Source organism: Novosphingobium sp. Gsoil 351 (assembly GCF_009707465.1).
Taxonomy (GTDB): domain Bacteria; phylum Pseudomonadota; class Alphaproteobacteria; order Sphingomonadales; family Sphingomonadaceae; genus Novosphingobium.
In genome coordinates this window covers 1601427-1622371 of the sequence record NZ_CP046120.1, presented here as the reverse complement: position 1 = coordinate 1622371, position 20945 = coordinate 1601427, and the positions used below count along the sequence as shown (strand labels likewise).

At 64.6% G+C, this 20945-nt stretch carries 25 protein-coding genes and 1 pseudogene; 17 read left to right on the top strand and 9 right to left on the bottom strand.

All coding sequences use genetic code 11. The annotated features are described in order from the left end of the window. Positions 1–30: 30 nt before the first annotated feature. The gene (locus GKE62_RS07795; RefSeq protein WP_154691757.1) at positions 31–243 is read left to right on the top strand and encodes a hypothetical protein; all 213 of its coding nucleotides are present in this window, start codon (positions 31–33) and stop codon (positions 241–243) included. On the opposite strand, the gene GKE62_RS07790 is transcribed toward GKE62_RS07795, so the two are convergent. Beyond that, entirely contained in the window at positions 240–1295 is a 1056-nt protein-coding gene (locus GKE62_RS07790; protein ID WP_154691756.1) for a phosphatase PAP2 family protein, read from the bottom strand. The two genes, GKE62_RS07795 and GKE62_RS07790, sit on opposite strands and share 4 nt — an antisense overlap. Before the next feature lie 90 nt (positions 1296–1385). Further along, positions 1386–2120 (bottom strand): DUF2569 domain-containing protein, encoded by a 735-nt coding sequence (locus tag GKE62_RS07785; protein WP_230206997.1) that lies wholly within the window; start codon positions 2118–2120, stop codon positions 1386–1388. 431 nt (positions 2121–2551) lie between these two features. On the opposite strand from GKE62_RS07785, the gene GKE62_RS07780 reads away from it, so the two are divergent. The 15 genes and pseudogenes from GKE62_RS07780 (at position 2552) to GKE62_RS07715 (ending at position 14988) form a co-directional block, all read left to right on the top strand. After that, positions 2552–2782, top strand: coding sequence for a Flp family type IVb pilin (locus tag GKE62_RS07780; protein ID WP_154691754.1), 231 nt, complete (start codon positions 2552–2554; stop codon positions 2780–2782). Positions 2783–2805: 23 nt separating this feature from the next. Continuing rightward, positions 2806–3039, top strand: a complete 234-nt coding sequence (locus GKE62_RS18910; RefSeq protein ID WP_154691753.1) for a Flp family type IVb pilin — start codon at positions 2806–2808, stop codon at positions 3037–3039. 67 nt (positions 3040–3106) lie between these two features. Continuing rightward, positions 3107–3793: pseudogene (cpaB, locus tag GKE62_RS19700) on the top strand (Flp pilus assembly protein CpaB); the annotation flags it as partial. Positions 3794–4048: 255 nt separating this feature from the next. Then, entirely contained in the window at positions 4049–5482 is a 1434-nt protein-coding gene (locus tag GKE62_RS19695; RefSeq protein ID WP_370516093.1) for a type II and III secretion system protein family protein, read from the top strand. Beyond that, the gene (locus GKE62_RS07765) at positions 5472–5753 is read left to right on the top strand and encodes a hypothetical protein (protein WP_154691751.1); all 282 of its coding nucleotides are present in this window, start codon (positions 5472–5474) and stop codon (positions 5751–5753) included. The genes GKE62_RS19695 and GKE62_RS07765 overlap by 11 nt, the downstream gene beginning before the upstream one ends. A 6-nt stretch (positions 5754–5759) precedes the next feature. After that, positions 5760–7409 (top strand): pilus assembly protein TadG-related protein, encoded by a 1650-nt coding sequence (locus GKE62_RS07760; RefSeq protein ID WP_154691750.1) that lies wholly within the window; start codon positions 5760–5762, stop codon positions 7407–7409. Beyond that, complete coding sequence (locus tag GKE62_RS07755; protein WP_230206996.1) at positions 7409–7924, top strand: TadE/TadG family type IV pilus assembly protein; 516 nt, start codon at positions 7409–7411, stop codon at positions 7922–7924. Before GKE62_RS07760 ends, GKE62_RS07755 begins: the two co-directional genes overlap by 1 nt. After that, complete coding sequence (locus GKE62_RS07750) at positions 7921–8538, top strand: TadE/TadG family type IV pilus assembly protein (protein ID WP_154691749.1); 618 nt, start codon at positions 7921–7923, stop codon at positions 8536–8538. The genes GKE62_RS07755 and GKE62_RS07750 overlap by 4 nt, the downstream gene beginning before the upstream one ends. A gap of 11 nt (positions 8539–8549) precedes the next feature. Next, positions 8550–9743 (top strand): pilus assembly protein CpaE, encoded by a 1194-nt coding sequence (locus GKE62_RS07745; protein WP_154691748.1) that lies wholly within the window; start codon positions 8550–8552, stop codon positions 9741–9743. A gap of 8 nt (positions 9744–9751) precedes the next feature. Further along, the gene (locus GKE62_RS07740) at positions 9752–11119 is read left to right on the top strand and encodes a CpaF family protein (protein ID WP_370516092.1); all 1368 of its coding nucleotides are present in this window, start codon (positions 9752–9754) and stop codon (positions 11117–11119) included. Between the two features lies 1 nt (position 11120). Then, the gene (locus GKE62_RS07735; protein WP_154691746.1) at positions 11121–12122 is read left to right on the top strand and encodes a type II secretion system F family protein; all 1002 of its coding nucleotides are present in this window, start codon (positions 11121–11123) and stop codon (positions 12120–12122) included. A gap of 4 nt (positions 12123–12126) precedes the next feature. Further along, positions 12127–13104: a type II secretion system F family protein gene (locus GKE62_RS07730; RefSeq protein WP_154691745.1), complete on the top strand. Its 978-nt coding sequence runs from the start codon at positions 12127–12129 to the stop codon at positions 13102–13104. A 24-nt stretch (positions 13105–13128) separates the two neighbouring features. Then, positions 13129–13827: a tetratricopeptide repeat protein gene (locus GKE62_RS07725; RefSeq protein WP_154691744.1), complete on the top strand. Its 699-nt coding sequence runs from the start codon at positions 13129–13131 to the stop codon at positions 13825–13827. Positions 13828–13831: 4 nt separating this feature from the next. After that, a complete protein-coding gene (locus GKE62_RS07720) occupies positions 13832–14287 on the top strand; it encodes a prepilin peptidase (protein WP_154691743.1) in 456 nt (151 codons plus the stop codon). Continuing rightward, positions 14284–14988: a M23 family metallopeptidase gene (locus GKE62_RS07715; protein WP_230206995.1), complete on the top strand. Its 705-nt coding sequence runs from the start codon at positions 14284–14286 to the stop codon at positions 14986–14988. Before GKE62_RS07720 ends, GKE62_RS07715 begins: the two co-directional genes overlap by 4 nt. Before the next feature lie 23 nt (positions 14989–15011). Here the strand turns inward: GKE62_RS07715 and GKE62_RS07710 are convergent, their stop codons facing one another. Together GKE62_RS07710 and GKE62_RS07705 are read right to left on the bottom strand one after the other, a co-directional pair. After that, positions 15012–15296: a DUF1330 domain-containing protein gene (locus GKE62_RS07710; protein WP_154691742.1), complete on the bottom strand. Its 285-nt coding sequence runs from the start codon at positions 15294–15296 to the stop codon at positions 15012–15014. After that, positions 15293–16069: a hypothetical protein gene (locus GKE62_RS07705; RefSeq protein ID WP_154691741.1), complete on the bottom strand. Its 777-nt coding sequence runs from the start codon at positions 16067–16069 to the stop codon at positions 15293–15295. Before GKE62_RS07705 ends, GKE62_RS07710 begins: the two co-directional genes overlap by 4 nt. 74 nt (positions 16070–16143) lie before the next feature. On the opposite strand from GKE62_RS07705, the gene GKE62_RS07700 reads away from it, so the two are divergent. Then, on the top strand, positions 16144–16794 hold the full coding sequence (locus GKE62_RS07700; RefSeq protein ID WP_154691740.1) for a hypothetical protein: 651 nt from the start codon (positions 16144–16146) through the stop codon (positions 16792–16794). A 1-nt stretch (position 16795) separates the two neighbouring features. On the opposite strand, the gene GKE62_RS07695 is transcribed toward GKE62_RS07700, so the two are convergent. From GKE62_RS07695 to GKE62_RS07675, 5 genes are read right to left on the bottom strand one after another with little or no spacing between them, the layout of a single operon-like run. Continuing rightward, positions 16796–17611 carry an alpha/beta fold hydrolase gene (locus GKE62_RS07695; RefSeq protein WP_154691739.1) on the bottom strand — a complete coding sequence of 272 codons (816 nt, stop codon included), beginning with the start codon at positions 17609–17611 and terminating at the stop codon, positions 16796–16798. 24 nt (positions 17612–17635) lie between these two features. Then, positions 17636–18532, bottom strand: a complete 897-nt coding sequence (locus GKE62_RS07690; protein ID WP_154691738.1) for a VOC family protein — start codon at positions 18530–18532, stop codon at positions 17636–17638. Next, positions 18529–19284, bottom strand: a complete 756-nt coding sequence (locus GKE62_RS07685; protein WP_154691737.1) for an enoyl-CoA hydratase/isomerase family protein — start codon at positions 19282–19284, stop codon at positions 18529–18531. Before GKE62_RS07685 ends, GKE62_RS07690 begins: the two co-directional genes overlap by 4 nt. Then, a complete protein-coding gene (locus GKE62_RS07680; RefSeq protein ID WP_154691736.1) occupies positions 19281–20147 on the bottom strand; it encodes a polysaccharide deacetylase family protein in 867 nt (288 codons plus the stop codon). The genes GKE62_RS07685 and GKE62_RS07680 overlap by 4 nt, the downstream gene beginning before the upstream one ends. Next, positions 20147–20944 (bottom strand): SDR family NAD(P)-dependent oxidoreductase, encoded by a 798-nt coding sequence (locus GKE62_RS07675; protein ID WP_154691735.1) that lies wholly within the window; start codon positions 20942–20944, stop codon positions 20147–20149. Before GKE62_RS07675 ends, GKE62_RS07680 begins: the two co-directional genes overlap by 1 nt. Position 20945 lies beyond the last annotated feature (1 nt).

Sequence of the window (20945 nt, the reverse complement as noted above, 5' to 3'; positions counted from 1 at the left end):
GTCGCAAGCTCGCACGGACGGAGGAGTTCGATGCGCTTTGTTACCGTTCGCCAGAGCAGCGAACAGACGACGATCGTCAACGTCGACCAGATCACTTATCTGAACCACGACATCTACGGGACGAAGATCTTCTTCTCCTCGGGCGACAACATCGTCTGCACCGACGACATCGACCAGCTCAGCGAAAAGCTGTTCGGCGCCCGCGAGGAACCCGAGGCGATGTTGATAACGCCGAGTCGCTAAGCTCGGCTAAGCTGCGCGGCCATAGTATGCTCGGCAGGCTGCGTTTCGCGCGACCGAAACTCACGATCATCTATCCAATTTACAGCTCGACCTGAAACACTCCAAATGATTAATGTTCCCACAATCGAGACTAAGCCATCGACCGCGTAGTGCCAGCCCAAATGAATTGATCCTACAAAAATTACCAAGAAAAACGCAATGGCCGGGGCGCGTATGATCATTTTGGAGAAGCGATCAAAGCAAATGAGAATAAGCAAAAATGCGATAGCAACATGAATTGAAGGCATCGCGGATATACCAGCACCAATAGCGGGTGTCCCTCGGGACGCCAAAAGATAATCTACTGCCCAAAGCGCGTTAAGGCCGTAATCAGAATCGTATGACCGAAGCTTCGAAACGAGCGGAACGAAATGAGGGTCGTGCATATAGATATTTAAGAATAAGGGACCGACGGAAGATAGGCACATGGCCATGATATTTCCAAGAATGGCCCAAATAAGATAAAAAGTTAGCAATCCGCGCGCTTGAAACTTCTCATCTCGCGTAAAGGCCAGCCACGCCAAAATCCCCATCATGACGAAGAACCACAAGATATAGATCCGGTCGATGACAAGCGTACCCATAGGGCCGATAAGTCTATGGGTCACCACCCATGCATCAGTGCCGAATATAATTTGATCTGCTCTGATGAAGTACCGGTCTGCGTAAAAAGGAACAATTTGTGGAATAGCGTCTTTCACAGCTCCGATTGCCCGTCCGAAGGGCAACGCGAGACCGGTCAAAATCGCGGCTCTGGCAAGCCAGTTCCTTTCTCGTCTGATGGTGCGCCATAGCGTAATAGTGGGCCTTGGGACGCGACGAAGCGTCAAACGCACGCTCACAATACCCAACCAAATCAGGAGTGGCGAAATCCACACCGGGAACATTTCACCTGTAATGCTTATACCAAAATAGTAGTCGAGGTCGCGCTTTGTGAGAATGAGACCTGCCAGCAAGGTCGTCGCGCAGATGGCAATCAGCCCGAGATGAATGACGCGATATCTGCCAAGCATGGCGCGATTGTGATCAAGCTCGGAGTGGAATCAACCAAATTAACTAAACTGAAGATCAAGGTTTCAAAGATGCGACAAGGTGATGATGTCTCAATGCGGCGCTCGCCAGCGATAGGTCACATTCACCCGGTCGGACAGTATCAGGTAGGGCAACCAGATGACCGCGCTGATCAACACCTTGGTGATATTGCCCTCCAGCAGGCCGTGAAGCGGGACGGTCACGTCCGTCGGTACACCCGGCGTGGCGGCGATGGTGCGGGCAATTCCCAGTTGGATTGCGATGTCGAGCGTCCAGGCGAACAGCAGCATCCGCGGGAACAGCGGGATCGAGCGCAGCGCCATCACGAAGCAGACCATGTAGACAAAGCTCATCGCGATCACGTCACCGGCCATCAGGGCGAACAGGCGATCGCCCCACAGCGGCGCCGTGCTGCCCATCGCGGGCATCGCCAGGAGGAATTCGAAGCTGCGCACGACGACGTTGAGCAGCAGGCCTATCAGCAGCGAAGCCATGAACCCGGCTGGCCCGAACACCGGGCTGCGGCGCGCCTCGAGTATCCCCAGCCGGCGCCAGCGGCCATAGATCGATAGCCGCAGCTTCGGCTGCGCGGCGAGTATCCCCCTTGGAAAGCTGCCCGCGGCGATCAAGAACCCGGCCACCGGCGCGAGGGCGACCAGGGCGTAGGGAGCCACGAGGCTCAACCAGCCGCCCAGGCCGGCGATCGGAGTTACTGGGAACAGAACCCGCGGAAGGCATCCGAGCGCGAAAACCGCGACCCAGGCAACCGCGATAGTCTCCATCCGGGATTCGAGGAAGCGGGCCACAACCGTGCTGCGGCGTTTCAATGTTACGCCATAGCGGAAGATAATGTCGCGACAGGAGCTAATCGCGGAATTGAGCCGGATCGCGTGACTCGCCGAGTCGACGCGAGTCGCGACCGTCTGGCGTGTCGACAAAGTCACAGACAACTGTCCCGTTCCGAGAATGATGCCACCAAGTCATTGCAGTTACTGGTTAACATTCAACTAACCGATTCATCTTGACGACTAACCATAGTTAGGAGGACGCTTAGGCAGTTCCGAGGGAACAGGCGTTTGGAGGACACGGCGTAGACCGTAGGTCTTCAATGATGTGGGGTCGCGCCGGTTCCAACAAACTCACCCTTCGGAGCGGGGGTATCCGGACATTTCCGGCACCTCTCGTTTAACGCATGCGCCTGCCTGCCGGGCCCGCATGAGCCATGGGGTAAATAATCATGACCACTTTTCTCAGGACGTTCCTGCGGGACGAATCCGGCGCTTCCGCTGCTGAGTACGCCCTCATCCTTGCCGTCGTCGGCGTGGCCATTGGCGCAGCGGCGCTTACTTTGGGCCAAAACGTTGGTCTCTCGATTAACAAAGCAGCTGTCACGGTCGGCAAGTGCGGCAAGGCCGCCAATGGAACCGCCGCCACGGCGTACAAAACAACTGTTCCCGCAAGCTGCTGACTCTATGAACGGAGTTACGTGTTATGAAAAAGTTTCTGTCTAAATTTTTTCAGGACGAGTCCGGTGCTTCGGCCGCGGAATACGCTCTGATCCTCGCTGTGGTTGGCGTAGCTATCGGCGCGGCTGCGCTCACGCTGGGCCAAAACGTTGGTCTATCGATCAACAAGTCAGCGGTCACGGTTGGTAAATGTGGCAGCAAAGCCAACGGTACTGCCGCTACCGCCTACAAGACGACCGTTCCTGCAGACTGCAATTAACCGAAATTTGTGCGGCTCAGCGTTCGCTGGGCCGCACCTTTATCGCTAGTCGAAAGGGAGACGGCCCATGGGGGGGCAGCGTAACCTGATGATTCTCGGTTTGGCCCTGCTGTTGGGGCTGATCGCAGTATTCATCGCCAATGCGTATTTCAGCGGGGTCGACGAGCGCCAGGCGCAGATCGCGGAAGAGCAGAAGCTCGCCCGGATCGTCGTCGCCAGCCAGCCGCTAGCGTTCGGCACCAGGTTGACCACGGACAACATCCGCCTCCAGAACTTTCCCGCCGGATCGGTGCCGCAAGGCGCGTTCACCAGCCTCGAAGGGGCACTGAGCAACAACCGCGTCGCGCTGCGTCCGATCGTTCCGGGCGAGCCGGTGCTGGCCGACAAGGTCAGCGGGCTCGATGGTCGCGCGACGCTGGCCGCCAACCTCCCGGCCGGGATGCGCGCCACCTCGATCCCGATCTCCAGCGTGACCGGCGTTTCCGGCTTCGTCCTGCCCGGGACCACGGTCGACGTGCTGCTCACCCGGCAAATCCCGGGCGAGGGCTCCAGCCAGCAGGACCAGATGTCCGACGTGATCATGGAGAACGTCCAGGTCCTGGCGATCGACCAGCTCGCCGACGAGAAGACCGGCGATCCCAAGGTCGGCGCCACCGCCACGCTCCAGACCGACCTCTATGGCGCCCAGAAGCTGGCGATCGCCCAGAAGATCGGCACGCTCAGCCTGGCTCTGCGCAATGTCGAGAGCCAGGAGCCGGCGGCGTTGACCACGGTCACCCTGCGCGATCTGCCGGGCGGCAGCTACTATCGCCGGGGCCGTCCGCAGACGGTCGCCCAGATCGGGATTCCGCCCATCCTGCCGCAACTTTTCGGGGCACTCCTGCCCAAGGCGCCGATGCCCGCCAATTCCGGGGGGATGGTCGCGATCCTTCCCGGCGGACCGATGATGTCGGTCTACCGCGGCACCGCCAAGTCCGACTATCCGGTCGGCCAATTGGGGGGAAATAGGGTGATTTTCAGGAGCATTGTCGGGGCGTTCGCGCTCGCGGCCGCCTTTTCCCCTCCCGCCTTCGCGCAGTACGACAGCGGCGCCGGTCTCCACGCCGGCGCGCTCGAGGTGCCGGTCAACAAGAGCCAGGTGGTCACGGTCGACCGGGCGATCGGCAAGGCGCTCGTCGGCAACGCCGAGATCGCCGACGTCCTGCCGATCTCCGAACGCTCGGTCTATGTCCTGGGCAAGAAGATGGGGACCACCAGCCTCACCCTCTACGGCCGCGACAACCGGGTGCTGGCGGTGATGGACGTGGCGGTCGGGCCGGACGTGGACAGCATGCGGACCCAGTTCCGCCAGCTCATCCCCGGGCAGACGATCGACGCGCGGATATCCAACGACGCGGTGATCCTTTCGGGAACGGTCAGCGATCCCGGCGCGGCCGATCGCGCCGCGCAGATCGCCAAGGCCTATGCTGGCGACAAGGTGATCAACCTGATCAGCGTGGGCGGCAGCCAGCAGGTGATGCTCGAAGTCCGCTTTGCCGAGGTCAACCGCAACTTCGGCGAACAGATCGGGGTGAGCGGCTTCGGCATCTCGAACAACGGCACGTTCAGCGGCGCTGTCGGCGAAGGCGCCCAGCTGGTCCCCGGCACCGACGGTACGGGCGTGCTCAAGCTCGACGCTATCACGGGAACCTTCGGGATTTTCCGCAAGATGTTCGGCGTCGGCAACCTCAACATCGACGCGGCGCTCAACGTGCTCGAGCGCAAGGGCATGGCCAAGACCTTGGCCGAACCCACGCTGCTGGCGCTGTCGGGCGAGCGCGCCTCGTTCCTCGCCGGGGGCGAGTTCCCGATCCCGGTAGTGCAGAGCGGCGGCGGGGGCGGCGGCACCAACGGCGGCGGCGGCAATGCGATCACGGTCGAGTTCAAGCCGTTCGGGGTGAGCCTGGGCTTCACCCCCACGGTGCTGGGCGACAAGGTGATCAACCTGGTGGTCGAGCCCGAGGTGAGCTCGATCGATCCGACCGCTTCGATCACCGTCAACGGGCTGGTCGTGCCCGGTCTGCAAACCCGGCGCGCGAGCACAACGATCGAACTGCGCGACGGCGAGAGCTTCGCCATCGCCGGCCTGCTGCGGCGCGATTTCCAGACCACGATCCGCCAGCTCCCGATCCTCGGCTCGCTCCCGATCATCGGCACGTTGTTCCGCTCGTCGAGCTTTCAGAAGGGCGAGACCGAGCTGCTGATCGTGGTGACGCCGCATCTGGTCGCCCCCTTGCGCCCCAATCAGGTGGTGCTGCCGACCGACCGGGTGAAGGATCCCAAAGTCCTCGATACGATCCTCAACGGCCAGGATTACCAGCAACGCAAGCTCGCTCCGCCCGCCGCCCCATCGGCGGACGGAGCGGGGCCTGAAGCCAAGAAGGACCCCGGCTATGAGCTGTAAGCGATCGATCCTGCTCGTGGCGGCGACCCTGGCCCTGGGCGGCTGCGCCAGCTGGGACCCGAAAACCGGCCGGCTCGACGAATCGACCTTCGGCGAGGCCAAGAACGCGACGATGGCGGCGCAGATCGTCGATCCCGACCCGCAATACGAATACCTCGATCCCGCGACGAGCGGCGAGCATGCCGCGCAAGCCATCGACCGCTATCGCAAGGGCGCGGTCAAGCAGCCCGAACGGGTCCGCTCGACGCAGACCCAGTCGGGTGGCAACTGAGGGTATGTGGCCGTGGCTGACCGGCGGCTGAGCAGTTTCGCGACAGACTGCGCCGGGGCGGTCGCGCCGACGTACGCGATCGCGCTCACTGCGCTGGTGGCGATCGCCGGGGTCGGGTTCGACTATGGCCGGATGGCCTCGCTCGACACCGAACTCCAGAACGCGGCCGACCAGGCGGCGCTGGCGGGCGCCAGCCAGCTCGATGGCAAGGCGGCGGCCGGCGGCACCCCGGGCGCCTGCGCGCGAGCGGTCGGCGCGGTGCGGACGTTCGTCACCAACAACACCCGCTTCGCCAACGACGGCATCGCTCCGGCGGTGACCTTCCAGAACGAAACCGCGTGTGACGCCACCGGCAACATCCGCTTCTGGCAGGACAAGGAAAAGACCACAGCGGCGACCAGCGACGCCAACGCCCGCTACGTCGAGGTCATCGTCGATGCGCGCGGCGCGCTCTACGCGCTGACGCCCGTGGTCGGGGCGCTTGCGTCGAGTCCGATGGTCGCGGCGGCGATGGCCGGGCTGGGCAGCTCGGTGTGCAAGGTGCCGCCGGTGATGATCTGCAGTCCCGATCCGACCCAGCCGTTCAACGCCGACGCCAAGAAGGGGTGGGGAGTCGTCGCGACCGGACACAGCACCGGCAAGAGCAGCAACAAAAACGGCGACGGCGGGACTGGCAGCAACAATACCTGGGCACCAGGGGACTTCGGCTTCCTCCAGATCAACGACACCAGCGACAACGCTAGCCGCAACGCCAAGCTGCTCAAGGCGCTCGCCTATGTGAACCCGCCCACCGACTGCACCCCGATCGACGGCAACAAGGTCAGCACCGGCAATCCGCAGGGTCTGTACGACGCGATCAACACCCGCTTCGACATCTATGACTTCAACAGCAACGGCAACGGCAACGTGCTCGCATCGTGCCAGGGTGGGAGCTGCCCGCCAGCGCCGAACGTGGTCAAGGACATGATCAACAGCAAGCCGAACAGCAGCTGCAAGATCAAACAGGGCAACGGCAACAACGGCGGCTGGGAGTTACCTGCCCAGAACAAGGAATTAAAACCGGTGACCAAGGCGGGGTCTACCAACGCGACCTCGTTCGACGACAATGGCGTCATCGACTGGATGGGCCTGCCGCGCGACAATTGCCACTACACGTCTTACAACGGCACCGGGCTGTGCGCGAACGGCGGGACCGGACGGTTCGGTGACGGGGTGTGGGACCGCGCGGACTATTTCGCGGTCAACCACAAGTCCGGCTCGACCGTCGACTACCCGCCCAACTGGCAGAACATCACCCGCTACGAGACCTATCTCTGGGAGCTCGACAACGCCAAGGTTCCCAATCTGAATGGCGCCAACGGGCAACGGGGCAGCCCCATTTGCTATACCGGAACTACGCCAGGCGGGCGTGAACGGCGGGTGATGACTGTTGCCGTCGTCTCCAATTGCGCCTCGCTCAACGGGTCGAGCCAACCGGTCGTGATCGACGAGTTCGCCGATGTCTTCCTGGTCGAGCCGTCGACGGACGATCCGATCCGCTACAACGCGTTCAAGGACGCGATCTACATGGAGGTGATCGGTAAGTCGAAGATCGCCGGCAACGGCACCTACAGCACCCAGCAGGTTCGGCGCGACGTGCCGTACCTGATCCGCTGATGGCCACCCTGCGTGCCCTCTTGCGCAACACTAGCGGTGCTGCCGCCGCGGAAATGGCGCTGATGTTGCCGATGCTGATAACCCTGATGTTCGGCGGGATGGAGGGCGCCTATTTCTTCTGGGCTGAGCATCGCGTGGTCAAGGCGGTGCGCGACGGCGCGCGCTATGCCGGACGCCAGTCGGTCGATCAGTATACGTGCACCGGCGGCGGTTCGATCGTTCAGGCGACCAAGGATCGCATCTTGAAGCTGACCAGAACCGGCACCCTCGACGGAACTGGCACGCCCTTGCTGCCCAATTGGGGCGATACGGCGACCAGCGACACGACGGTTTCTGTGACGGGCTGCGATACCACATCTAAGGGATTGTTCGGAGACGGGGTCACTGGCCCGGTCCGAGTAACCGTCACGGTCAGCGCCGACGTGCCCTACACCTCACTGTTCATCCTGCTCGGTTTCCCGGCGGGTACGTTGCGCCTGCGTGCTTCCGAACAGGCCGTGGTGATGGGGCTATGAGCGGGACTCGCCCTTTCTGGCGCAACGATCGCGGAGCTTCGGCGGCCGAGTTTGCCCTGATCCTGCCGATCTTCCTGACATTCCTGCTCGGGCTGACCGACGTCGGCCGGTTCGCCTGGGCTTTTGCCCAACTCGAGAAGGCCACCCAGGCCGGCGCGCGCTGGGCGGTGGCGACGGATGTGATTCCCAGCGGGTTGATCACCTACAGCTACGCCGATCAGGGTGGGATCACCCAGGGAACGATCGTGCCGATTTCGGCATTCCCGGGCGTCCATTGCGTGGCATCGACCGCGGGAGCGCCAACTTGCACCTGCAAGACGGGCGGGACCTGTGCCTTCGGCACAACCGCGAGCCAGACCGCCTTCGACAACCTGATCGGGCGGATGCGGCAGGTCTATCCGTCGATCCGACCGGAAAACCTGGTTGTGGATTACGATTGGTCCGGCCTCGGCTTTTCCGGTGATCCCAACGGTCCCGATGTGGCGCCGATCGTCACCGTGTCGGTCCAGAACATGAGTTTTCCGATGCTGTTCATGCTTGGCACCAGCGTCGCGCTGCCGACCTCGCGTTATTCGATGACGCTGGAAGACGGCCAGGGAACGGTCTCGAATTAGGCGGTTATGAAATGGGAACTCTCGATACTCCTTTCGATCTCGGCGGCGGCATGGCGATAGGCATGCCATCCGACGTGTTCGTGGTCGCCAATGGGGTCGAGATCGATCGCTTGCGCGCCGGGGTCGCCTTTCGCCGCCTGGCCGATTTGCGTCTGATCGCGGCCTCGCCGGCGGAACCGCTCCCCGAAGACGTGATCGCTTCGGCCGCCCTGCTGGTGATCGAGGTCGATCCTGCGGATCGCGCGTCGATGCGGCGGATCGCCCAGGTGCGCAGCGCGCGGCCCAACTTGCCGCTCGTCGTCGCCCTGCACGACGCCAACGTCGCGACGGTGCGGACGCTCGTGCGTCAGGGTGTCAACGACGTCGCGGCCATTCCCTTCGATCTCGACGAGCTGACCGCGCAACTGCTCGATCTGGCGGCGCAGATGCGCGAAAAGCAGGTTGCCCACGTCCCCCTCGCCCCGCTCGTTTCGGTGGTCCGCAGTGCGGGCGGAGCGGGGGCTACGACCGTGATCACGCACCTCGCGGCCGCGCTCGCCGCCAACGATCCTCCGGCGCGGGGGGTCTGCCTGATCGATCTCGACATCCAGTACGGGAGCATCGGGGCCGCGCTCGGCAAGTCGGCCAAGACGACCGCGCTGGAACTGCTCGAAGCCGGCAATCGCCTCGATGCCGAATTCTTGCGCGCCGCGGTGGTTGCGAGCGGGCGTCAGTTCGACCTGATCGTTGCTCCCGACGCGATCACGCCGCTCGAGGCGATCGACGTGGATCAGCTGCTTCACATGCTGACGATCGCCCGGCGCGAATACGGCGCCGTCCTCGTCGATCTGCCCGCCAACTGGACCAATTGGGCGCTCTCTACCGCCTTGGCGTCGACCGAGATCTTGCTGGTGACCGATCTGACCATCCCCGGACTGCGCCAGACGAAGCGGCGGCTCGAGCTGTTCGACACGGTCGGCATCGCTCGGGAACGCGTCCGGCTCATCGTCAACCGCGTCGAAAAACGCCTGTTCCGGATGATCGGGCTCGATGAAGTGCGGCGCACCTTGGGGCACCCGGTTCACGCGACCCTCGCCGGCGAACCCACCCTCCTCGCGACTTCGCAGGACCAGGGGTTGCTGGCCTGGGAGGCCAACCGAAAGAGCAAGTTCGGTCAGGACATCGTCGCTCTGGCGGCCGGGCTGACTCGAGAATGGGGAGGCTGAACATGGCTTTGTGGAGCGTCAAACGGCCCGACGAAGCGGAGCGGTTCGAGCCCGCCGAAGCCACCCCGCGCACGATCGTCCGTCCCGTGCCGCCCGAGGCGCCGCTCGATCGGATGATCGACCTCAAGGTCTCGATCCACCGCTCGCTGCTCGAACGCATCAACCTGTCGGCCCTCGACAAGCTTTCGCGCGAGCAGATTCAGGCGGAGATCGCCGAGATCGTCGGCGAATTGCTCGAGGCGCAGCGCGAGCCGCTCAACTCGCGCGAGAAGACCGCGCTGGTCCTCGATGTACTCGACGAATTGCTCGGCCTGGGTCCGCTAGAGCCGCTGCTCAAGGACGAGAGCATCACCGATATCCTCGTCAACGGGCACGAGACCGTGTTCGTCGAGCGGCAGGGCATCCTGGAGAAAGTCGCGACCCGCTTCCAGGACGAGCGTCATCTGCTGCGGATCATCCAGAAGATCGTCAGCGCGGTCGGCCGCCGGGTGGACGAGTCCTCACCCTTCGTCGACGCTCGCCTCGCGGATGGATCTCGGGTCAATGCCATCGTCGCGCCGCTGGCGATCGACGGTTCGCTGCTCTCGATCCGCAAGTTCGCCAAGCGGCCGATCAGCATCGCGCGCTTGATCGAATTCGGCAGCATTCCCGAGTCCATCGCCGACGCCTTGCGTGCGATCGTCCAGTCGCGCCGCAACGTCTTGATCTCCGGGGGAACGGGTTCGGGCAAGACCACGCTGCTCAACGCGATGTCGTCGTACATCGACGAGCGCGAGCGCATCGTCACGATCGAGGACTCCGCCGAACTTCAACTCCAGCAGGAACACACCGCAAGGCTCGAGACCCGGCCCCCCAACATCGAGGGCAAGGGCGAGGTCACCCAACGCGATCTTGTCAAGAACGCGCTGCGGATGCGGCCCGACCGGATCATCGTCGGCGAGGTTCGGGCCGGCGAAGCCTTCGACATGCTCCAGGCGATGAACACCGGCCACGATGGTTCGATGACCACGGTCCACGCCAACACCGCGCGCGATGCGCTTTCGCGCGTCGAGCAGATGATCGGGATGAGCGGGATCGAGATTTCTCCGCGCTCGGCGCGCGCGCAGATTGCTTCGGCGATCAACGTGGTCGTTCAGGTCGGCCGCCTTTCCGACGGGCGGCGCAAGGTGATGAGCATCTCGGAGATCACCGGCATGGAGGGCGAGACGATCACCATGCAGGAGATATTCCGCTTCAAGATGACCGGCCGCGATGCCGACAACATGGTCCTGGGCCACTTCGAAGCGACCGGGATCCGGCCCAAGTTCCTCAACGACGCGGCGGCGCACGGCATCGAACTGCCGGCCGAGCTGTTCCGCCCCGATCTGAAGACCTGAGATGCAGGACGCTCTGATCAGGATCCTGCTGCTGTCGGCGATCTTCGCGTCGATCTTCATGGTCAGCCAAGTCGTGGTCGGCAGCGCCTGGCGGCGCCGCGCCGAGACCGGTGCGGTCAATTTGCGGCTGCGGATGATTCGCGAAGGCGGAAGCCGCGAGGATGTCGTCGCACGGTTGCGCAAGAACACCCCGCGCGACTTCGCCGGCTGGCCGCCGATGATCGCGACCCGGCTGCAGCAGTTGCAACGCATGCTGATGGGATCGGCGTTGCCGCTGTCGCCGTCGCAGATCGTCGTCGCGATGGGCGGGCTGTTTCTGCTGCTGTGCGTGTTGCTGCTGCTCGGGGCCAGGGCGGGCGGGTTTCCGCTCAATTTCGGCGTGCTGCAGATGACGGTGTCGGTGGCTTTCGCCGCGGCCGTCGCGCTCCCGCTGCTGGCGATCAACTTCATCTCGCAGCGGCGCCGCAAGCGGATCGAGGAGCAGTTCCCCATCGCCCTGGACGTGTTCGTCCGCGCCTTGCGTTCGGGCCATCCGATCGCTTCGGCGATCGACCTGCTCACCACCGAGATGGAAGATCCCATTGGCAGCGAGTTTGGACTGGTGTCCGACGAAGTCGCCTATGGCGCGGAGCTGTCGGAAGCGCTCGAGGACATGGCGGAGCGCTGGGATCTCGACGACATGCGGATGTTCGTGGTCTCGCTTTCGGTGCAGTCCGAAACCGGCGGCAACCTTGCCGAGATCCTGCAAAACCTCTCCGAGGTCATCCGGGCGCGATCGAGCCTCTACATGAAGGTCCGCGCGCTGAGCTCGGAAGGGCGGATGACCGGGTGGATGCTCACGGTGCTTCCGATCCTCACATTCGTCGGCCTGTTCTTGGTCAACCCGCGGTTTTATCTCGATGTCGCCAAGGACCCGATTTTCGTCATCGGGTTCCCCATGCTGATCGTCATTTATCTCATCGGTTTCATCATGATCCGCCGCATGGTCGATCTGAAGGTCTAAGGTCATGTTCCAGCTCGCCGCCACCAGCAGCATCGCCCGCATCACCATCCTGCTTATCGTGTTCGGCTTGGTCGTCACCGCGGCGTTCGTGGTGATGACCTTCTTGTCCCGCCGCTCCCTGGTTCGCAGCGAACTGCGCGAATTGACCACCGGTGGCCTGTTGGTCCACGGCAAGGTCAAGGACAGCCTGCGCGCTTCCAACGACACCGCCTGGGCGAAGCTGGCCGATGCGGTGGAACGCGCGGGCCTGAGCCTGGCGGATACCCAGAACGAGCGGCTCCGCGCCAAGCTGGTCGCGGCGGGGTTTCGCGCGACTTCGGCCCCGCGAATCTACACCCTCGTCAGGCTCGCGCTCGTGTTCGTCCTTCCGCTGGGATATGTCGCGCTCGCCTATTCCGGAGACCAGCCGCCTTCGTTCTTCAAGACTTATGCGATCGGCGTCGGACTCGCGCTGCTCGGCTTGTACATGCCGAACCTGTATGTCCGTGCCAGGGCCGACCGGCGCCGTGAAGAGATCATCAATGGTTTTCCCGACTGCCTTGATCTGATCCTCGTTTGTGTCGAGGCGGGCCTTGGCATCGAGGCAGCGATGGACAGGGTCGGCCGGGAAATGGTCCATTCGCACCCGCTGGTGGCGGAGCTGATCTCGGTCACCACCCTCCAGTTGCGCGCCGGTGCCTCGCGCGAGGATGCCTTCCGCCGGATGGCGGACACCGCCGGGGTCGACGAGATCCGCTCGTTCACCACGCTGCTCATCCAATCCGACAAGCTTGGCACGAGCATTTCGACGACCTTGCGCGTCTACGCCGCCGAAATGCGCGAGCGGCGGCGAATGCGCGCCGAAGAGAAGGCGCACCGGCTGCCGGTGCTGATTTCGATCCCGCTGGTGGTCTGCATGCTGCCGACGATGATCGGGGTGTTGATGCTGCCCGCGGCGGTGCGGGTGGTCCGGCAAATTCTTCCGCTGCTGGCCGGGGGTTAGCCAGTTCAACCAAGGGGGCAAATCATGAAGAAGCTGTTCGCAGGGACCACCGCGGTGCTGCTCTTGAGCGGTTGCCAATCGATATTCGGGCATCACGCCAAGCTGGAAGTGCGCCCGATAGGTGCGGAAATCCAACCGGCCCAATCATCGATCGCGCTCGAGGAGGGCCGCCAATTTCTGCGCGACGGTCAGGTCGCCTCGGCGATCGCCTCATTCCGGGCCGCCGCGCTCGATATTACCACCGCACCGCAAGCTCACAACGGCCTTGCGGTGGCCTATGCCATGCTCGACCGTGGCGATCTGGCCGAACGTTATTTTCAGGCGGCGATCGCGGAGGACCCGGGCGATCCGCGGTTCGCTGCGAACCTGGCGCGATTCTATAGAACGCGTGAGGCGGCCATGGCCAAGTCCGCGGCTGTACCCGCGGTCGAACCGGCTTCGGCGACCGAACCGGACGCAGTCGCCGCGGCGGACGAAGCGGCGCCGCTCGAGCGCCAGTTTCGTGCCGGGCCTTCGGTGGTTCGTATCACGCTGCCGACGCCTTCCGCGGCGCTGACTCGGGTGTCGCGCCAGGAGGTGGCGATCCGCACCTCGCCTGCCGAGCCGCCCGCGGTCTCGCGCGATCCGCGGCGCCGCAATCCTCAGTTCGGCCAGATCGCGGCGCCGCGCGCGCGCCAAGCCTATCCGGTGCGGCTCGATCTCGCCGCGCTTGCGAAACGTTGAAGCGATGCCGGCCGTCGCCACCGCGTTGCTCGGCTTGTGCGCGCTTGGTGGCGCCTGGCTGGACCTCGCGCGACGGCAGCTTCCCAATTGGCTGTGTCTGGTGACGGCGCTGGCGGGTTTGGGAGCGTATGTCGCGAGCAACGGAGGCGCCGCGATCTGGTCGCCGCTGGCGCACATGGCGATCGCCCTGATCGGCGGAATGGGGCTGTTCCGCGTCGGCTGGATCGGTGGCGGCGACGCCAAATTCTATGCGGCGTGCGCTGCCTGGTTTCCGTTGCGGATGGGTTTAACGCTGTTGCTATGCGTCTCACTTGCAGGTTTGCTGCTGCTTTTGGTGTGGTTTGTTGCGCGCCGTATCGGCGGTTCGGCCAAACCGAAAGCGGCAGCGGGGTCGGCCCTGGTCCCCTATGGGGTCGCCATCGCCACCGGCGCGGTCGCGGCGCAGGCGCTGGTGTCATGAGGTCCGCCTTCGCCGGATGCCCCACCTGGGCGCTGAAGGCTCTTTGCGTGACCCTCGCCCCGTCGCTGGTGGTGAGCCCGGCATTGGCCGGCGATGCAATGCCGCCCGAAGCTTTCGGGAACTCCGCTGCTGGTCATCCCCAAATCGCCGCCGGTACGGCCACCGCCGACGATGGCCAGCCTGTCCGCATTCAAGTCGGCCGCGCGCTCGATTTCGAGGGGCGCCCGGTCTATGCGGGAAAGTCGGCATTTTCGGGGATTGCCGCCATCGCAACCTTCTCCAGGACCCGCCCCGTGGTGGGGCCTGTGCTGGGGACTATGTCGCTACCCTCACGCATGCCGTTGAGCAGAGGCGCGCTTACGAGCGGGTTCGGGTTGCGCACGCACCCGCTGCTCGGCGGGATCAGAATGCATTCCGGGATCGATCTGGCGGCCCCGACCGGGTCGCCGATCCTCGCCACATCCGACGGCGTGGTCGGCCAGGCCGGCTGGAGCGGTGGCTATGGGCTGTCGGTCAGGCTCGAGCACGGCGGCGGCCTCGAAACCCGGTATGGCCACATGTCCGGCCTCGCGGTGGCGCCTGGCCAGGCGGTGCGCAAAGGCGAAGTGATCGGCTACGTCGGCAGCACCGGCCGTTCGACCGGACCTCACCTCCACTACGAGATGCGCATGAATGGCGTGGCGGTACGCCCGGTCATGTAGGCGCGGGGGGCGAAGGTCCGTCGCTAAACCAGTAGCACCGAAACGTCGGCCTTTCCTTCGCGCAGGCGCTTCACTGCGGCGTACTCGGCTGAATTCCAGAAGCTGAGCGCGGCGGCCTTGTCGGGCCATTCGGACACCACCACCGATGCGCCGCCCCCGCCGGTGCCCTCGAGTTGCTGGGCGCCCGGCGCGCGGACAACGTAGCGGCCTCCGAACTTCTCGACGAGGGCGGCGGCGGCCGGGGCGTAGCCCGCCATGAAGCCTTCGCGATCGGTGACGTGCGCGGTGACGATCAGCCAAGCGGTCATTTGGGTCTCTCCTGCGCAAACCGGGCCGGGACCGTGAAAGTGGCGGCATCCAACGGCGCATTGACCCGGGCGGTGCGCCAGTGGACGGTGTTGGCCTTGATCCCATTGTAGAACAGCGTGACCTCGCGCGCCTGGAGCCAGCGCGGGTTCTCCAGCATCACGAAGTCGTCGTAGTGGCGCTCGTGCCAGCCTTTGGGCGTGGCGAAGCCCATGTAGCGGATGAAGTGGCTTTCCCGGTCGATCCCGAACAACGTTGCTTGGCCGTGCGGATCGACGATCCGGACCATGTCCAGGGTATGCCCGGCCAACTCCCGCGGTGGCGCATTTTCGAGCTTGAACCCGTCCTTTAGCGCCTGGCGAATGATGCCGAAGCCGAAGTTGGACGCCCACAGCGCCTCGGCCTCGGCCTTGGGAGCGATGCCCTTGTCGTTCCAGGTGGTGTCCCCGTCGTAACCCACTTCGAACAGGGTCCGCGTCCCCGCGCGGGCGAGGATCTTGACCTTGCCGTCGGCGCCGTGGGCAACGGTGCGGTTCGCGTCCATCGCCCGCCACATCCGGTAGTCGTCGGCATGGCTGACCGGCTCTGCTTGGTTGGGCGCGTAGAAGTCGGCGGTCCCTTCGAGCGCCAGTGTGGTGGGACTGAGCCAGGTTACACCCCCCGCGACGGCGATCGCCTGCTCGACAACGGCGCGTGCATCTGCGGGAGGTTGGGCGTGACCCGCCGCGGCCCCGACTGCCGCCGGGACGAACGCCAGCAAGATCTTCCTCACCATCCGGATCCTCCTCGGGCGACTTTAAGTTGTCCGGACATATTTGCAATCGGCGCTTTTGAGGATAAGCATCGTGCATGGATTCCAGGCCTTTCCTCGCGCTCGCTGCGCTGCTCGCGATCGGCGCGGCGCCCCCGCTTGCGCTTATGCCGGCGCAAGGATCATGGACGAACGAAGAGGACCGCTATTTCACCGCCGAAAGGGGCGCCGCCGCGCTCGATTGGCTCGGAATAGAGATTGCAAACGGCCGCTGGCGAAAGGTCGATGCCTATGGCGCGGCCAACAGCGATTGGCGGGAATTGCCGGTCTCGGGCATGACCCGCGACGGCGACGGGCGCTGGTGGATGGCGCTGGCCGACGGGCGCCGCACCGAATTGCGCCATGGCACGCCCTTCACGTGCTGGATGGCGATCCCGCGCTTCGCCAGGAAGGCCGATGGCAGCGACGACACGCTGTTCGCGGGCAAGCTCAAGCTCCACGATCAGGGTGGCCGGGTGACGCTGGGCGGCGGTGGCAGCGGCGCGCCGCAAGCGATCTTTCGCGTCCGCAACGTCGTCTGGCCCGCCCCCTCGACAAACCGCCCATCGCTCGTGCTCTACGTGATCAAACCCGATGCGCCCGAGAAGGCGGTTTCCTATTCGTGGGCCGATCCCGATGCGCGCCTGATCGGGATCAACTTGCGCTGGGTCCAGGGCAGTTGCACGCGCGATTCCGGCGCTGCGCCGTAAGTCATTCCGGCATCGCCAGATTGGCTAACGGCGCATCGCTGGGTGCATCGAGGAACGAGCGGACGAGCCGAACAGCGGCAGTCGTGTGGACATCCAGAAAGCCATGGCCCCAGTCGTCGAGGTCTACGATCCGGCCTTTGCGCAGTCGTCCCTCCGCGCGGTTGGTGGCGTTGCGCAGGTCGTCGGCAGGATTCAGCACGAGGATCGGCTGCGCGATTTCGTCCAGTCGCATGCCGGGTGGATAAGCGAACGCCGCGCGATGACCCCACCATTCGAAGCGACCTCCCAGAAATCCCTCGGTAAAAAGCTCCGCGGCATCTTCCAGCGGCAATCCGTTGCCGAGATAATGCTGGGCAAAGCGGCGCCATCGATACGTCAGATGTCCGCCGTCGACCCGTGGCTCGACTGGGGCGAATTCGTCTTGGAGCGCTGTCAGCTCTTCCGCCGTGAACTGGGGTGCAGCGACCAGCACTAGCCTGCGCACCCGATTAGGGACCGCGATCGCGGTCTCGGCGGCGATCATCGAACCCGTATGGTATCCCATCAAATCGACCCTACCGGACAAGCCGAGTGCATCGAGCGTCGCCACAAGCGAGCGAGCGTAATCGGCGATGTCAGGCGGCGATGGCGGCCGGTCGGATAGCCCGAAACCGGGAGTGTCGATCGCGAGCGCATGGCCGCCTTGCGCAGCATGTGCATCGATGAAGTGCTCGTAGACCCGGCTGCTCATCGGGCTGAGGTGGAGGCAAACCAGGCTGGGCTTGGTCGGGGAAGGGAATTCCGGCCTCGCGGAGGTGGACCTGGCCGAACGGGCCATCGACGTAGGATCGCCGCGCCATGTTCAGGCGAGTTCTATCAGTTCGAGCAATTCGCCGGCAGGACCCAGCGTCGTTGCGCTGCGCCGTCCCGCATAAAGCGAACCGTCATGCACCGCGGGGCCTACGATCCAGTCGCAGCGGCAGGCGTCGAGGCTCTTCACTGCAAGGCTCACCAGCGCGTTGCCGGGCGGAAGATGCCCGGGGTCGCGGGGGCGATCGCCGGCCTGCGCGGGGTAGTCGTCGATCTCCACGATCGGCATCCGGCCCTTGCAGATCATGGTCAGACCCGATTGCGTTCCCGCGGGCAGCCCGAAGGCCTTGTTGATCATCGAGTATTCGATGACGTGGGTGTCGCCTTCGTCGAGGCCAAGGTTCTCGCGATACCAGGCGACGCTCGCATTCCGATCTCGCGCGGCGAGAATCACGATGAAGATGTGATCGATCGGCGAGATCGCGAACGGCAGGTCGCTGGTCGGGGTGTTGCTGCGGGTTTCGTTGAAATAGAGCATCTCCCGGCCCGTCCCATGGACTTGCATCGCAACGAACCAGGGCAGTCCCGCGATTTCCTTGGGCGGTCCGACGATGTCGAAGCCGCTGCCTTCGAGCCGCTTGGGCCAGCCGAATACATTCTGGACGGTCAGCTCGTAGGACGCCCAGCCAAAGCTGGTCGTCGGGACGAATGCCTCGGGAACGGACTGCTCGACCAAGCGGATGAAGCTGTGCGCGCCGCTTGCCGGGCGCAGCGTCGCCATCCGGCTCACCGCATTCGCCGGGCACCCCCAACTGGCTGCCAGCGCGTCGCCCACGGGGCCATCCGCGATCACCCTGAGCCCGAGCACGTCGCGGTAGTCGCGCAGCGCCGCGTCTATATCGGGAACCGTCACCACCCCGCCGACGATCGCGCCATGGGTCGGGCTCATCGGTCGAACCTGGCTTTGCGCCGCGCCACGAACGCGCCGACACCCTCGCGGAAATCCGACCCGGCGAAGGCTCCGGCGAAGGTGCTCCAGGTGGCGTCGTCGTCTTCCGCCTGCCCCTCCAGCACCCGGCGGACGAAGCCCTTGGTCTCGCGGATCGAGAACGGGGAGACTTCCAGGATCGGTTCCAGCAGCCCTGCCGGACTGGCCGCTATCGTCTCGACCAGTCCGATCCGCAGCGCTTCGTCGGCATCTATGATCGATCCGCTGTACATCAGGCGCTTGGCCTGGCCCGGACCGACCAGATCGACCAACAGCTTCACGTCGTGGAGCGGATAGACCAGGCCCAGCTTCGCGGGGGTCACCGCGAACCGCGCCTCGGCGGTCGCCACGCGCAAGTCGCATGCGACGGCCAACCCGCAGCCGCCGCCGATGCAGTCGCCCTCGACGAAAGCGATGGTCGGCAAGGTGGCGCGGGCTACCGCGCGCTGGGTGCGGTTGATTGCCGCCTGGCTTTCGGCGAGCCAGGCCGGATCGTCCTTGCGGTCCAGGATCTCGCCCAAGTCGGCGCCTGCGCAAAACGGCCCTGGGGCGGCGGCGCGGATCACCAGCGCGCGGACGGCGCGATCGGCGATGGCTTGTTCGACCAGCCCGGGGATCGCCTGCCACATCGCCAGGGTCATCGCGTTGCGCTTGTCCGGCCGATCGATCAGCAGGTGGGCGACCACGCCCTCGCGTTCGAGCCGGACGCTCATGCCGGATCGACCGTCGCGAGGTGGTCGGCGATGCCCTTGCGCGTCGCGATCCACACCCCGTCGTGCGCCTTGGCGTGGCGCAGGAATTCCTCGAACGCCCAGATCCGCCCCGGCCGACCGATGATCCGCAGATGCAAGCCAAGGCTCATCATCTTGGGATTGCCGGCCTCGCCCTCGCGATAGAGCTGATCGAAGCTGCGTTTGGCATAGGTCAGCCAATCGTCGGGCGAGTAGGCCGGGTCGGTCCAGAACTTCATGTCGTTGGTATCGACCTGGTAGGGAACAACTGCGATCGGTTTGCCGGGGACGGTTGTGCGATCCCAGAACGGCACATCGCCCGAAAAATCGTCCATGTGATAGCTGAACCCCTCCTCGATCAACAGCCGCCGGGTGTTGTCGGTGAGCAGATAGCGGCTGAGCCAGCCATAGGGGCGGACGCCGCAGGTGGCCTCGAGGCTGGCGACGGCCTTGCGGATAAAGGCGCGTTCCTGGTCCTCGTCCATCCGGAACTGGTGGACCCAGCGCCAGCCGTGGCTGACCGGCTCGTGACCGAGCGAAACGATCGCCTCGGCCAATTCCGGGTGGTTCTCCAGGCTCTGCGCTGCGACCGTCCAGCTCGCCGCGACATCGTAGTCTCGCAGCAACTTGACGACCCGCGGGGCGCCCGCCTTGATCCCGTAGAGGTAGTTGGATTCGTTCGCGTAATTGCGGATCGGGCCTTTGACGAAGACGCCCAGCTCATCGACCTGCTCCATGCCCTTGTCGCCGCGCGCGACCGATTGCTCGGAGCCTTCCTCGACGTTGACGACGATCGACAGCGCCAGCTTGGCCCCGCCCGGCCAGTCGATCCGTTCTTCGCGCATCAGTGCATTTCCTCGCCGCCTGAAACGTTGAGCGCTTCGCCGGTAACGTAGAAGGCCTCGTCGCTCGCCAGCCACGCGACCGCCGCGGCGGTGTCGGTGGGCAGGCCGGGGCGGCCCATCGGGTTCTTCGCCGCCATGTTGGCGAGATAGGCCGCGACATCGGGAAAGCCGAGCAGCTTGGAGAAGTATTCGTTCTGCTCGGCGCCCAGCGCGGTGGTGACGTGGTTGGGGCAGACCGCGTTGACCGTGATCCGGTGCGCGCCCAGTTCGACCGCACTGGCGCGGGTCAGGCCGATCATGCCGTGCTTGGAGCTGACGTAGGCAGGCAGGTGCGGGAAACCGGTCTTGGCCGCCTGGCTGGCGATGTTGACGATCCGGCCGCCTTTTCCGCGCTTGACCATGTCGCGCGCGGCCGCCTGAGTGCAGTAGAACGCGCCCGAAAGGTTGACCGCGACGACCTTGGCCCAGTCGGCGGGATCGACTTCGAGCAGCGGCTTCATCATGAACCCGATCCCGGCGTTGTTGACCATGATGTCGACCCCGCCGAAGGCATCGGCCGCGGCGGCGACGAGCGCATCGCACTGCGCGGAATCGGAGACGTCGCAAGCCACGGTCAGCACTTGCGCGCCGCGACCGCGCAGATCTTCGGCGACGTCGCGAGCCTCGTCGCCGATCGTCACGTCGGAGACCACGCAGTTGGCGCCTTCGTTTGCAAAGCGTTGCAGGATCGCCTGGCCCAGGCCCTTCTGGCGGCCGGACCCGGTCACGACGATCGTCTTGCCCGCGAACCTGGTCACG

Coding starts and splice junctions, on each gene's coding strand:
- GKE62_RS07765 (WP_154691751.1), top strand. CDS start 5,472: ATGAGCTGTAAGCGATCGATCCTGCTCGTGGCGGCGACCCTGGCCCTG.
- GKE62_RS07725 (WP_154691744.1), top strand. CDS start 13,129: ATGAAGAAGCTGTTCGCAGGGACCACCGCGGTGCTGCTCTTGAGCGGT.
- GKE62_RS07730 (WP_154691745.1), top strand. CDS start 12,127: ATGTTCCAGCTCGCCGCCACCAGCAGCATCGCCCGCATCACCATCCTG.
- GKE62_RS07715 (WP_230206995.1), top strand. CDS start 14,284: ATGAGGTCCGCCTTCGCCGGATGCCCCACCTGGGCGCTGAAGGCTCTT.
- GKE62_RS07795 (WP_154691757.1), top strand. CDS start 31: ATGCGCTTTGTTACCGTTCGCCAGAGCAGCGAACAGACGACGATCGTC.
- GKE62_RS18910 (WP_154691753.1), top strand. CDS start 2,806: ATGAAAAAGTTTCTGTCTAAATTTTTTCAGGACGAGTCCGGTGCTTCG.
- GKE62_RS07695 (WP_154691739.1), bottom strand. CDS start 17,611: ATGGCCCGTTCGGCCAGGTCCACCTCCGCGAGGCCGGAATTCCCTTCC.
- GKE62_RS07690 (WP_154691738.1), bottom strand. CDS start 18,532: ATGAGCCCGACCCATGGCGCGATCGTCGGCGGGGTGGTGACGGTTCCC.
- GKE62_RS07700 (WP_154691740.1), top strand. CDS start 16,144: ATGGATTCCAGGCCTTTCCTCGCGCTCGCTGCGCTGCTCGCGATCGGC.
- GKE62_RS07710 (WP_154691742.1), bottom strand. CDS start 15,296: ATGACCGCTTGGCTGATCGTCACCGCGCACGTCACCGATCGCGAAGGC.
- GKE62_RS07735 (WP_154691746.1), top strand. CDS start 11,121: ATGCAGGACGCTCTGATCAGGATCCTGCTGCTGTCGGCGATCTTCGCG.
- GKE62_RS07790 (WP_154691756.1), bottom strand. CDS start 1,295: ATGCTTGGCAGATATCGCGTCATTCATCTCGGGCTGATTGCCATCTGC.
- GKE62_RS07685 (WP_154691737.1), bottom strand. CDS start 19,284: ATGAGCGTCCGGCTCGAACGCGAGGGCGTGGTCGCCCACCTGCTGATC.
- GKE62_RS07680 (WP_154691736.1), bottom strand. CDS start 20,147: ATGCGCGAAGAACGGATCGACTGGCCGGGCGGGGCCAAGCTGGCGCTG.
- GKE62_RS07745 (WP_154691748.1), top strand. CDS start 8,550: ATGGGAACTCTCGATACTCCTTTCGATCTCGGCGGCGGCATGGCGATA.
- GKE62_RS07705 (WP_154691741.1), bottom strand. CDS start 16,069: ATGGTGAGGAAGATCTTGCTGGCGTTCGTCCCGGCGGCAGTCGGGGCC.
- GKE62_RS07750 (WP_154691749.1), top strand. CDS start 7,921: ATGAGCGGGACTCGCCCTTTCTGGCGCAACGATCGCGGAGCTTCGGCG.
- GKE62_RS07780 (WP_154691754.1), top strand. CDS start 2,552: ATGACCACTTTTCTCAGGACGTTCCTGCGGGACGAATCCGGCGCTTCC.
- GKE62_RS07720 (WP_154691743.1), top strand. CDS start 13,832: ATGCCGGCCGTCGCCACCGCGTTGCTCGGCTTGTGCGCGCTTGGTGGC.
- GKE62_RS07755 (WP_230206996.1), top strand. CDS start 7,409: ATGGCCACCCTGCGTGCCCTCTTGCGCAACACTAGCGGTGCTGCCGCC.